We start from the raw sequence: 13,035 nt of genomic DNA on the forward strand, positions 1-13,035 counted from the left end.
CTTCGTTATATAAATATAATCTTAAAAAAATATCACAGGGTTATATTTTAGAAATCCAAAGTTCATAATATTTCCAGCTTGAGCCATATACGAATTCAGGCTGCAGACTGTGTATACGCGCGACTAGCTATCAGGGTTGTTAGCTACTAAATGTATCATAATAGGGACTAAGAAAATGAATGAGCTACTCATCAAAGCTTATGTTAAGGGGTTAAATGGGGCCGAACGTGTCCATAACTACTTTAAAGATGAGCGAGGCGTGACAGCTGTAGAATATGCAATTGTACTTGCTGGCGTTGCAGCCGTAGTCGCAGTGATCTTCGGTAAAAATGGTACAGTACAGACGTTGTTAGAAAGTATTTTCAAAACGGTATCGCAACAGGTTTTGGATTCTATCACTTCATAATAAGCGTTGAGCTAATGCGGGCAGAAAATATTCTGTCCGCACAGTTTAATAAAGTGAATATTAATAAATGGTGTGAAAACATCATTTTTTATGTGTAAGCAAAATATGGTAATCCCTTTGTAGGCTTCGCAATCAGCAAAGTCCGTGCGGTAGCTATGTCCTAAATAAATGTATATCATGTACGTATTCCTCAATATACATTTACTCCTATTATAGAACTTAACTCTTATATTCAATATTATTCATAATATGCGGACGATGATGGCATCATAAATCATAGTTTGCGCATATAAATTATGACGTCACACATATTAGCCTGATAACGTTGAGGATATCAATGAGCAAAAAATACTCATTAATAATTAATATTGCCATGATCGTTATTGGTATCATTGGTATGCTTTTTTATTATATGGCGAGCAAGAAACCCCAGTACAAGCCCAGTCAGGTGCAGAAAGTTGTTCAAACAAAAGTTATCGAAGCGCCTACTGAGAGTATTACCGTCGCCGTTGCGAAGAAAAATCTGCAAAAAGGGACGCGCTTAACCTCTGGTGATTTTCAACTCGAAACCCTCAAGATAAAAGAGGGGGGGAATGAAAAAAGTACACTTTCAGTGGGCGATATTGATAACTGGATGCTCAAAAGTGATATCTCAGAAGGTGCAAAAATACCCCAGGCAATTTTAGTTAAGCCAGGTAGCGACGAATATATAAAAATGTCAGCAAAGCCTGGAAGTATAGTCTACGGCTTCTCTATTAAAAAAAATGATAGCTATCTCTTCAATAATGCGCAAGCTGGCGGCGGAGTAGATATTTATCTGGCCTATAATTTGAGAGTAACAAAAGACGAATCCGGAGAGATAAAGACTGCGCCAGTAACGGATGCAACGGATCACATTAATGGTCGGCATTTTAAAATGTTAATGAAAAATAAGAAGATACTGTCCATTCAAGCGGTTACATCGAAAGTGAAAAAAGTAGTATATGAACAAAACCCCATGATGAATGAAGGTTATATTTTAGTGGAGCTCACGCCTGCAGAAGTGATAATGCTGAAAGGTTTAGAGGATGCAAAACTGTATATTTTTCCAACAAGCGAAAATGTTGCTGAATTTGATCCTACGCATTCTGTCTTAGTGGGGGACGAAGGCCAGTGGCCGATTGATAATAGCAATATTTTATCGACTGCGGTTCAAAGTGCGACAACGATTCAAAATGACAGTGAGCTTATAAGAGAGTTTCGCGGCGAGAATAGTGCTAACAGTTCGATAAATAGCAAATAGCGCTAAAAGTATTAATAATACGGATGCTTAAAAATAAGGATAGATTTATGTCGAAAACAGCAAAAGTGCTCGTTTTATTTTGTTTATGTCCATTATTACTATCGTCTGCCTTTGGAGAAAATTTAACACTGAAGGAAGGGCAAGCAAAAAATATTTCATCGCAGCAGAAAATAGAGACTGTTTTCATCTCAAACCCAGAAGTTGCAGATTACAAAGTCATTGATAATAAAAAAATTGTCCTGTTCGCCAAGCAACCAGGTGTGGCTGATCTAACGATTTACGGAGTGAAAGGAAAAGTATTAAAAAAAATTAGCGTTGCCGTTGATGAAATCGGAAGCTCCCTGGCCCAAAAGGTGAATAAAAAATACCCTGGCACCAAAATTAGCATTGAGCGCTACATGAGTAAAGATAAGGCAACTTATATTATTCAGGGTGAAGTGGCGACAGAAGAATTAAGAGATGAGATCTATAACACCGTTGGTAGTCTTGTTGGCAGTGATAAAAAAGAAGAAGACGTCACCTGGAGTGAAAACTCGCCAGGCGGCGGCACGGGCGGCACCAAGATCGACCATTTAAGTAAAAAAAGATGGGACAACATCATCGATCGCATGACTGTACTATCATCGCCGCAACAGGTTAATGTGAAGTTAACCGTTGTTGAAGTGACTAAGCAATTCACCGATGCGTTGGGCATTGAATGGAGCAGCTTAACACTGGACAGTATCATCAACGGGGGGAGTACAGCAAACAGCGCGGGAGTCTTCAGCTTAATTGGCTTCAAAGGTGGATTTGATGCAGGTAACATTAGTACTGTTATCAACGCCGTCAAAAATGACAGCATTGCGAAAGTGTTAGCACAACCGAATTTAACCGTACTCTCAGGAGAGTATGCCAGCTTTCTGGTAGGAGGGGAGATTCCAATTGTTGTCGATAGTGGTGGCAACAGTACGGCATCTGTGGAGTATAAGGAATACGGCATACGCCTTAATATTGGCGCAAAGGTGAATCGCACTGATAAAATCCGTCTTTTCATATCTAACGAATTAAGTAATGTTACAGGGAGCTACACTTACAACTCCTATGCTATCCCGACCATTAACACCAGAAGAACACAATCCACAATAGAATTAGCCGATGGAGATAGTTTTGTCATCGGTGGATTACTGACTGAAACTGACCGAGAGTCTTTATCTAAAGTGCCGTATGCCGGCGATATCCCAATCCTTGGGGCTTTTGCCCGAAGCTCACAGACTGAAAGAGAGAAGAGTGAGCTGGTCGTATTCGCAACTGTAAAATTAGTAAAACCGTTTTCAGCAGAAAATAGCTATAAAATCCCCACTCCCCAATACCATAAAACTTCAGTAGACAAACTTTTCTTCAATGTCGGTGTTGCTGATGAACACACTAATAGACTGGAAGAAGATGCAAGAAGTTTCATTTCACGCGGTGGATTTATCCGATAAGGAACGGGAGGGAAAATGCTGGATCTTACTAAAATTAACAAAAGAAATATTGAGAATAAAAATAACAATTCCACCATTGGAACTGTTGCTGTCATCTCATCACGTAGTCATGTTTCTGCTGGAGTCATGACCCAAATACGTGTGAACGGCTGTCAGGACATTATCCAGGTAAATAAATTTTTCAATGATATTATCGATGATAAAGAATTAACATCGTCAGAGTATCTCATCGTTGATATTGAAGATTTTAACGATATAGACGTGATACAGGAAAAGATAAAATATCTCTTTCCTGCTGCAACGAAAAAAATATTTATTGGTGATGTTGATTCAATTACCTTTAGCAATGAAATGAAGCGAATTGGAGCAGTATATTTGCATCTTGATTCACAAATTACATTGCTCGGTGTTACATTGAAGAATTTTGAAACTGATATTACAAGTGTGAGCTATACACAACGAATCAGTATCCTGGGCTGCAAAGGGGGAAGTGGAACTTCTTTTGTTGCATACCAGTTTTTTAGATCAATCTGTGAATTAAGTCATTTACCTGTATTGCTTGTTCAGGGGCACACAGGCACACCCGATCTTGATCTCATATCAGATACCGCTCTACAGCAGGACGGTGTAATAACATATCTTGATGCAATACGTGGGATGAAGATTGCTACTGATGAAGAACAATGGCAGTTTGATGCCGACGAACACAAAAATTATAATATTGTTGTTTTTGACCACAATGTAACAACCCAGGTGAGAGATAAACTTGCCTACATTGTCCCTGGTTCCGATTTTATCTTTATTGTCGTAACCAGAGAACTCTCATCAGTGCGCAATGCCCGCCTTATCATTGATGAATTAGAACGGACAACCACTACTTCAGATAATCAAAAGAAAAATTCAAAAAATATTATCATTCTGAATGAAAATCATCATTCAAGACCGGATGAGTTGACTAAGGAAGATATAGAAAATTACCTTGGCAAGAAAATTGATATTTTTCACCCTTTCATTAAAGATGTAAAAAAGACAGATAATAAATCAGAACTCTATTTCTTTACGGCTAAAATGTTGGGCAAAAATATAAAAGGCGAGAAACCTGATGGCAATAAGAAAGGTCTATCGCTATCTTCAATATTTAAAAAGAAGAAAAATAATTAATGAGCAGTTTGTCATCGTGGCTATCCCTCGGCAAGGCGCTATATTAATCATGGGCCTTATATGAATAAATCCATTTCCTTTATCTATTTCAGACAAGAAGTACTCAAAAACATAGATCTGGAACAAATTGAAAGTATCAAAGAAAACCGTGCGGAACTCATTAACGAAGTTAATGCGGTTATGCGTAATGTTATTAATAACAATCGCACAGAGAATTATCTCTCTGCACCGGAGCGTCAGGAACTGTGTGAGTTAGTTGTTGATGAAATTACGGGCTATGGCCCATTGCGCGAGTTAATGGAAGATGAGTCAATTAGCGATATATTGGTCAACGGCCCGGATCGCATCTTTGTAGAACGTAAAGGTCGCCTGGAACTATCTGATAAACAGTTCATCAATAATGAGCAGTTAACAGATATTGCCCGACGTCTGGTGGGAAAAGTAGGAAGGCGAATTGATGACGCTCAACCACTCGTGGATGCGCGTATGCCTGATGGTAGCCGTCTCAACGTAGTTATTTCTCCAATATCTATTGATGGCACCTCAATGTCGATCCGTAAATTTGGTAAGGGAAATATAACTCTGGGAGAGCTTATCAAATATGGCAGTATGAATGAAATGATGGCCAATTTCCTGGTAATCGCCAGTCGTTGTAGAGTCAATATCATTGTCTCCGGGGGGACTGGTTCGGGCAAAACAACGCTACTAAATGCGATGTCCCAATATGTTGACGAAACTGAACGTGTATTGACACTTGAAGATGCTGCGGAACTTCGCTTACAACAAACACATGTATTAAGACTAGAAACGCGATTGGCCGGTTCAGAAAACCAAGGGCAAATCACGATGCGAAATTTGGTTATCAACTCACTTCGTATGCGCCCGGATCGTATTATTATTGGGGAATGCCGTGGGCCTGAAGCCTTCGAAATGCTGCAGGCGATGAACACCGGACATGATGGTTCTATGTCAACGCTGCATGCTAATAACCCGCGTGATGCATTAGCTCGTCTTGAGAGCATGGTAATGATGGCCAATTCAGCATTACCACTAGTAGCAATACGGCGAAATATCTCAACTGCTGTAAATATCATTGTTCAGGCTTCACGTCTTCCCGATGGGTCCAGAAAAGTAATAAATATATCAGAAGTCATGGGGATGGAAGGTGAGAATATTATTCTCCAGGATATCTTTTCTTATGCTGCTAATCCTGAAAGAGATAATAATGGTATGATCACGGGTACGTTTACATGTAACGGTCTTTTGCAGCGGTCAGCAGTTTATCGGCAAGCTTTAATTCATGGTTATCTTGATCCGTTACGGCAACTATTTGGGAATAAAGTCTCATGATAATGGCAATGATTTTTATCGTTATCTCTATTTGTGGCATTCTTCAAATATATTTATCGTTAAAGAGAACGAAGGAAATAAAAGGAAAGATACTCTCGACTAACATCATTGCCAGCCAGGAAGTAGCAAGTAAAAAACAACCATTCAAAGATTCAATGGAAGGAGTTTTCATTTTTATTGAAAAACTTCATGCTAATCTTATTGGTAAAAAAAACGAGCACATTTTTAAGCATGTAGCGATAATACTGGTGGCATGTGCCGCAGCATTATATGTAAACATGGAGTATCTGAATTTCAGCAATATTGTAATAACTAATATCACGTTACTTTCTACTATCTATATCTTGTATATGCGACAAGTAAAAAAGTATCGTCGAGAGTTTGAGCGGGATTTCTCCGAGGCACTCAATATAATTAATAGTGCGGTACGAGTAGGGCGCCCGGTATTGCAGGGTTTTGAAGAATGCTCACGGGTGATAGACAGTGATTTCGGAAGAGAGTTTAAACGTATTCTCATGCGGCTGGATATCGGAGATGATCCTGAGCGCATATTTATGGATTCATACGAAAAATTTCCCTATAGTGAATATTTTTCATTTGTTATTACGGTACTTATAAATATGAAAGGTGGCGGGCAAGTTAGCGAAGTGATGTCCCGCCTGACAATGTTAATCTCGGCAAGTAAGACGTTGGATAGGAAAAAAATCGCAATGACTGCTGAGGCAAGAATGTCGGTTAAAGTACTGGTCATTATTCCTGTCTTTTTCTTCTTTTTCCTGAAGTTTGTGGCACCAGATAACTTTGAAATTCTTGTTGGAACCGATGCAGGAAAATATATTCTTTATTACGCATTAACAAGTATATTAATAGGGCTATTTATCGTTTGGTCTATGATGAATAAGGTTGGGTGAAATGATATATATTATTTCTTTTATTGTTTTTCTGACAGGGGTCAGAAGTATATTACTCCTCATTTATCGCAAGCAACGTGCCAATAAAGTTAACAAGCTAATCAATTTTTCTAAAGTAGATAGTAATAAAAAGAATATATTAACATATGGCACAAATTTGATAGAAACACAACTGGACAAAACTTTCAAGAAAAATAGCAAACTTGTTTCCATTTCATCTGAGCTAGATAAAAATGTTAAAGTTAAGGCGTTTTTATTCGTTGTGATAGCGTCACCAGTGCTCATAGCAAATTATATAGGATGGATGAAGCTTGATAATCAGATGCTAATGATTGCACTGTTGGTCATACTCGGAGTGATTGTTATCGTACCTTCGAGAGTACAAACGGCTATTTCTCAGCGGCGATTTCGAAGAATATCCAATGACATTCCTTATTGTATAGATCTTTTAGCCGTATGCATCCAGTCAGGTATGACAGTCGAAGCTTCGCTTGCTTATATTTCTCATAAGATGGAAGTGATCAATAAAGATCTGTCTTCGTTGCTTATTCGCACTGTTTTGAGAGCTGATGTTAGTGGTATTAATGCTGCACTTGAACAACTTTCTGGGGAAGTGGTTAATGAAGAAGTAAGAATGATGTGCTCAGCATTATTACAGAGCACAAAATTTGGATCGTCAATATATGCCGTACTTATAGATTTATCAAAAGAAATTAGACAGATGCAATTACTTGCAATGGAAGAAAAAGTTGCAGCTCTTTCTGCAAAAATGACATTCCCAATGATTGCTTTTATTCTCTTTCCCCTGATCGCAATTGTTGCCGGTCCGGGCCTGATTAAGATGACTTCGACATGGTAAAAAGATTATTACCCCTATTAATGCTTGCTGTGCTATCTGGCTGTACAGGTGGGCCTACGAATGCATCTGATGAAGAACAAAAGGAATATATCCTCACTCAACTGAATGATTATCAAGGGCTCATAGAGATATACAGAAATAAGCTTAGTGTTAAAGATAATGATGATGAACGATACTATCTGTCCCAGCTATATAATAAAATTGGCGACTATAATTCATCGAATATTTATCTGGCACCGTTGGTGGAAAAAAAAGGAAGTAAAGAATATTTACTGCTTAAGACACAGAATCTGCTTGAGTTAGGAAAGGAAAATGAAGCCCAGGCCATTCTAAATGAAATGCTTGCACATGATGGCTCAAACGGGGAATTATGGAATTTACAGGGTATTTTACTGGCTCAAACAGGAGACTATCTTAAGGCAACGTTATCTTTTGAAAAAGCAAGAGGGCTTTTTTATGATGAAGAGGTAGTCGTCAATAATCTGGCCATGATGGCTATTCTGCAAGGAGATTATATTACGGCAAGAAATTATCTTCTCCCTCTGTATTCCAGGAAAGAATATAAACCACAAACTGCGTATAACCTAGCCTATGCTCTGGTAAAATCCGATGATTATGAGAGTGCGAAAAAAATTATTATTGATGATAAACTCTCAACATCACAACCTGATGCGCTAATTGCATCTTTGGCAAAATTATCACCGCGAGAACATTTTAAAATAGAAGGACAAAAAAACGATGTTGCAGTGACTGCAAGCACAAGCGTTGGCCTTAATCAAAATAAGCCCCTGACAATACCTGTATCTGATATGCAGAATAATATAAAATCTGATGATTCCTCTCAACTGGTGAACAGTGGGATATCACAGAATTGTACATTTGATAAAAGTATTTCTGATACTGTTCTCCCATTTGCGGGAGAAATACCTCATGCTAAATTAATAGCCAATCTGACGTCTGCCGGTATATCTGGTGGCGATAGAATTGCTCTTTATTCTGTCTACCCACTTAATTATAGTGTGATGCCCAAACGTTATGACAATATAGTCGAAATAGAGATATTTAACGCTCAGCCTATGAAGCGTATTTATGAGTCTCTTCTCTCAAATATACAAAAACGGCAGAATATTAAAAAAATAGAAATCATGAATAATGGCAATGGAAACTCGAAACTGCAAATAGTAACTAACAAATGTATTACAACTAAAAATGTTTCACGTTTATCAGTTAACGGCCAGTATAAAGAGAAAATAATAATTGATCTTAACTATTAGTGTATTGCTTACTTAATCTTCTCGCTTATGCTTGCGAGGCTGTAGATTGTCTGCCCTGGATATTTAAGAATTAATAGTCATAATGCACTCTTTTACTATCATTATTATTGGGGTAAAGAGTGAATGGAGCGAGTATGGAATATAAAATTAATAATTTGCTTGATACATTATCTGGGATTGATGGAGTTCTGGGCGTTGCTTTAATAGATAACACAATTAAAGAAATCGTACACAGCAAAAATATCAATGATAGGTTTGGTTTTTTGAGTACAGGTATGAGTGATATTATCAGGGCGAATATAAAGTTTAGCAAGCTCTCTGCACAACAAAAGACTATGGAAGATATATTAATTACCTATAGTGATGATATATTTCTTTTAAAACAAGTTCCTGAAGCAGCAAAATATTTTATTTTTATTCGCATTGCGCGAGATGCAAATATTGCATTGACTCGCCTGCGATTAAATGAAAAATTTTCTAATTTGTCTGTGCAATAATCTTTAAAAGTTATTGTTGCATACAGTCCAGGTAATTTGCTTTATCGGAAAGCAAATTGGTGTTGAAAAATTTACGATGGTTAATGACGATGGATAAAATTATGTTACCGTTTGGTATGAATGACGTTGAGTCTGACCTTTCCGAGCCAGAATTAGAAGCGCAAGATCAATCCGATTCGATGGCACAGCATAGCGATGCAGAAGTTAATAATATTTCTGAAGTGCTAATCAATGAATTAAAAGCCGAGCTTGAACGCTTCTCGGAAGGGAATGCAGTATTAAAAAATTTGCTCATATCTACAGCAGATGGCTTTGAAATTGCCTCTCTTCTCACGCCAGGCTATGAACTCCATATTCGAAAAGTATCAGCATTAACCAGTTCCCTGCTGGGGATCAGCTCTGCGATGTTAACTGAAGTGGGGGGCGGTGAGCAAAATGCCGTTTTTATGGAGAGCGACCAAAACATGATTCTTTTTAATCGCATCCCGGCCGCACAGAAGATGTTATGTTTGATGGCAATAACATCAAAAGATGAGTCAATTGGTCAAATTTTCTGGCGTGTAAGGCAGCTTTCTGAAAATATAATTGAGATTTGTAATAACCATTAATAAATACGGTGAGGTAATGTAATGAATAGTTCATTTAGCTTTGAAGCCGCTGTAGGCTTGTGCGCATCTGATTTTATCAGTGGCTTTATTTCAGCGAAGCCTGTCATTGAATCGCGTGATAATATTACGGCAAAGCGAATTTCTCAGCTTCATGAGATGATATCAAAGATCAGAAAAGACCTTTTAGATAAAATGTCTGGTGAACCTGTCGAGAGAATAGATTATTGTCTAAAGAAGGCTATTGATCTTACTCGTGCTGATATTACCTGTGGTGTTATTGCTATTGAACCGATACTTTGCGATCGTGACACGCTGATCAGTGACACAATTAGTAATTATTTCAGTATGATGTATTCTCTGTTCGAAAAACACGATATTCGACTTGTTCAGAGTGAAAGCATTACAGTTTCCCACCAGCCAATTTCTTCAGCAGAAGTAATTGTTAAACATCAGGGTGTGGTTATTCCTGTGTATCACAAAATGAAGAGTGCTAAGAAGAAAAAGGGTAAAAGGTGATTTCTCTTTTTTATCTTGTCTGAAAGTAAATTTTCATGGTATTAACTAATGATTTTATTGCAGAGAGGTTTGATAGTATTAATTGCCCTTCAATTGATATATTGTTGTTACACGGATATTTTTGAGAGGAAAATTAAAAATAAAGTGGTTTTTTCTGTTTTACTTCTCTCACTTCTTCTCTCATTCGCCGTACAGGATATTAATATAAAAATTCCTCTCTCTATTATGTTTGTTGGATTTTTCATAAATCTTTTAGGGGTAATTGGTGCCGGGGATGTAAAATTAATAGCATCTTTATCTTTTAGTATACCAGTCAGTCAATTTATTGACTTTGCTGTTTTTATCAGTTTACCCGGCGTATTTTGCGCGCTTTCAATCTTATTGTTCACTCGATATATACTACATCATAATGAAACCTCTGTCCCATTTGGTGTTGCGATTACTATAGGTTATATCATGACCATGTGGAGGTTTGTTTATTAAAATGTCAAGACTCAGAAGATTATTTGCAGATGAAGATGGTGCTGCAGCAATCGAATTTGCATTTGTTATTGTACCATTCATTGTTTCTGTTCTTTTTATCATGGAGCTGTGTCGGATAATTTTTATCATGGCTTCTCTGGACGCTCTCCTGGCTGACAGTGGGAACGCAACAGCAAATATACAGAATCCTTCAAATCCAGATTTGGTACATGAATATTTTCAAGATGCAATCAATGAAAGTGCTAGCGGATGGGCTTTGTTGACATTAGGAAAAGAAGTTTCAATAAAAGTAGAAATAGAATCATGTGGCTATGATCACAATCAAACGAAACCATTTGTTAATTGTAGTGAATTAAGTAACACAAAAAAACCAATTTCCATTTATAAAATCGAAGTTCCTTACGAACCGCTATTTTTTGTGTTCCCTGTTAATATTATGCAGGAAAAAATGACTCGACGAATTGTCTATATACAAGAAGCCAATGTCGACAGAAGCTTTAAGGATGGTTATTAACTTGAGCGATGTTTGCGCTTTGTGAATCAGTAAACTATCTAGCATATAATAAACGCTGGCATTAATAATTCTTCTGACGCAGAAGGTGCTCAAATACGTAGAACAAGTTTTCATACGTGTCATGATAACAATAAATAAAAACATTTTTACCTATAAATTTGACATGATCACTCTTGTTAAGTGAGTCCTCTATATACAGGATGTTGCGATGAAAATTTACAGTTTATGGAAAAGATTACATACTGAGAAAGGAACCTCAAGCATCGAGTTTGCCTTCTATTTACTGATTTTCGCTTTAATGTGTGGATTCCTGATTGATATGAGTTTTTCACTCATAACAAAAAGCCATATGGAGCGCGTTAATTATTCATTAACAATGATTTTTCGTGAGCGAAACGGTCTGTTTGGTGGCGGTAACGCTTCCGATATTAGCAAAAGCGATTTTGATACCTTAAAAGCAACGCTGGACGAGATGTTGCGCCATAATGATGGTTCCGTCGAGCCCTATCAGCTCGGTATACAAATTCTACAGCCTATAGCCCAACAATGTAGTATTCAAAGTAGCATTCAAAGTAGTCCACTAAATAATTGCCCAAGCCCGCATCCCGTTAAACCAGACGGGCCACTTTCAAGATATACATCAGCCTCTTTTAATACCATGTTCATTGAGGGTTGTGATGTTAGACGTAAGTATTCCCGGCGTGAGGATCTTGCGAAGCTTTCGGTCTGGGGCCATCGCCCGGATAGATCTCCTGACGCTGATCAAGATTGGTTTCCGGTTTATGAAGTGATTCTGTGTGTTCCCGGAGAAGAAAGTTATTTTAATCGAGCTTTAGGCATCTTTAATAAGGACCTCGGTAGTCTTTATATTCGAAATGTCGCGCTGCCGCGGTAAATGAATCTATCATTTCTGCTGGTAACTCAGGTAGATATAAAATGAAATATTTAATCAAGCGATTTTTGTTATTTATTATGTGCAGGAAAGGCGCTATAACAATAAGTTATGCGCTTATGTTGCCTACACTTATCGGTTTCTTTTCATTAGCAATTGACGGGGCTCGATTTATCACTGAGCGGTCTCGTTTATCAGATGCTATCAATCAGGGCGTTTATTCAATTGCGATGTCATATGACAGTGACGATAAAAATGCAGATACTGAAAAAACAGTATTGTATTTATCATATCATCTTCCTGCTGAGAAAATAGACAAGAATAAAGTCTATATAAATGTTGATAAGGAAAAGGATAAGAATGGTAAGGTGGTGTCGACTGATTTTTCCTTAAATTCTGATGTCATCACCCATCCGTTACTTTCCTTATACAAAGAGGGTTATAGTGGTTTTCATTCGAACATAACTTTGCATGGCGGTCGGTCGTCGGGTCATATCCGCAAATCACTTGAAGATCTTTCTGTCCCTGCAGATTATACGTTTGTACTCGACTTTTCAGGTTCTATGACTAATAGTTCCGCAGAGAGAGGCTACACGCGTATTGAATTATTAAAAAAGGTGTTTACCGATCTGGGTAACCGAATATTCGATAATGACAATGGCAGTACGATTGGTATTGTACCGTTTTCTACGGGAATTCCTGCCGTATTAGACAAGACAAATTACGCGAGTGCAACAAGTAAAGAGGTTGGGTGTACTTATATTGGTAAACTTAAGGATAAGTATTCAGGGTTAGACTGGAGTTTTTGGTATAACAAAC

At 37.7% G+C, this 13,035-nt stretch carries 15 protein-coding genes; all 15 read left to right on the plus strand.

Going from position 1 to position 13,035, the window contains the following annotated elements; translation table 11 throughout:
• Positions 1-175: 175 nt before the first annotated feature.
• Positions 176-406, plus strand: a complete 231-nt coding sequence (locus JTI98_RS11390; protein WP_216081264.1) for a Flp family type IVb pilin — start codon at positions 176-178, stop codon at positions 404-406.
• Between the two features lie 337 nt (positions 407-743).
• Positions 744-1,688, plus strand: a complete 945-nt coding sequence (locus JTI98_RS11395) for a hypothetical protein (RefSeq protein WP_044327008.1) — start codon at positions 744-746, stop codon at positions 1,686-1,688.
• Positions 1,689-1,735: 47 nt separating this feature from the next.
• Positions 1,736-3,151, plus strand: a complete 1,416-nt coding sequence (locus JTI98_RS11400; protein WP_216081265.1) for a type II and III secretion system protein family protein — start codon at positions 1,736-1,738, stop codon at positions 3,149-3,151.
• Positions 3,152-3,166: 15 nt separating this feature from the next.
• On the plus strand, positions 3,167-4,312 hold the full coding sequence (locus JTI98_RS11405; protein WP_216081266.1) for a hypothetical protein: 1,146 nt from the start codon (positions 3,167-3,169) through the stop codon (positions 4,310-4,312).
• Positions 4,313-4,372: 60 nt separating this feature from the next.
• Entirely contained in the window at positions 4,373-5,662 is a 1,290-nt protein-coding gene (locus JTI98_RS11410) for a CpaF family protein (RefSeq protein ID WP_046401769.1), read from the plus strand.
• Between the two features lie 8 nt (positions 5,663-5,670).
• Positions 5,671-6,573: a type II secretion system F family protein gene (locus JTI98_RS11415; RefSeq protein ID WP_165589449.1), complete on the plus strand. Its 903-nt coding sequence runs from the start codon at positions 5,671-5,673 to the stop codon at positions 6,571-6,573.
• 1 nt (position 6,574) lies between these two features.
• Positions 6,575-7,432, plus strand: a complete 858-nt coding sequence (locus tag JTI98_RS11420) for a type II secretion system F family protein (RefSeq protein WP_046401770.1) — start codon at positions 6,575-6,577, stop codon at positions 7,430-7,432.
• On the plus strand, positions 7,426-8,706 hold the full coding sequence (locus tag JTI98_RS11425; RefSeq protein ID WP_216081267.1) for a M48 family metallopeptidase: 1,281 nt from the start codon (positions 7,426-7,428) through the stop codon (positions 8,704-8,706). The genes JTI98_RS11420 and JTI98_RS11425 overlap by 7 nt, the downstream gene beginning before the upstream one ends.
• A gap of 134 nt (positions 8,707-8,840) precedes the next feature.
• Entirely contained in the window at positions 8,841-9,203 is a 363-nt protein-coding gene (locus tag JTI98_RS11430; RefSeq protein ID WP_058586885.1) for a hypothetical protein, read from the plus strand.
• An 89-nt stretch (positions 9,204-9,292) separates the two neighbouring features.
• On the plus strand, positions 9,293-9,811 hold the full coding sequence (locus JTI98_RS11435; RefSeq protein WP_131724052.1) for a hypothetical protein: 519 nt from the start codon (positions 9,293-9,295) through the stop codon (positions 9,809-9,811).
• Between the two features lie 21 nt (positions 9,812-9,832).
• Positions 9,833-10,327, plus strand: a complete 495-nt coding sequence (locus tag JTI98_RS11440; protein ID WP_046401773.1) for a hypothetical protein — start codon at positions 9,833-9,835, stop codon at positions 10,325-10,327.
• 48 nt (positions 10,328-10,375) lie between these two features.
• Positions 10,376-10,810: a prepilin peptidase gene (locus tag JTI98_RS11445; RefSeq protein WP_216081268.1), complete on the plus strand. Its 435-nt coding sequence runs from the start codon at positions 10,376-10,378 to the stop codon at positions 10,808-10,810.
• Position 10,811: 1 nt separating this feature from the next.
• Positions 10,812-11,324: a TadE/TadG family type IV pilus assembly protein gene (locus tag JTI98_RS11450; RefSeq protein WP_216081269.1), complete on the plus strand. Its 513-nt coding sequence runs from the start codon at positions 10,812-10,814 to the stop codon at positions 11,322-11,324.
• Between the two features lie 208 nt (positions 11,325-11,532).
• Positions 11,533-12,219, plus strand: a complete 687-nt coding sequence (gene tadF / locus JTI98_RS11455) for a tight adherence pilus pseudopilin TadF (protein WP_216081270.1) — start codon at positions 11,533-11,535, stop codon at positions 12,217-12,219.
• A gap of 41 nt (positions 12,220-12,260) precedes the next feature.
• A partial coding sequence (locus JTI98_RS11460; protein WP_216081271.1) for a Tad domain-containing protein occupies positions 12,261-13,035 on the plus strand: 775 nt, incomplete at its 3' end.

Origin of the sequence: Citrobacter sp. MGH 55, assembly GCF_016906145.1 — a bacterium.
Taxonomy (GTDB): domain Bacteria; phylum Pseudomonadota; class Gammaproteobacteria; order Enterobacterales; family Enterobacteriaceae; genus Citrobacter_A; species Citrobacter_A amalonaticus.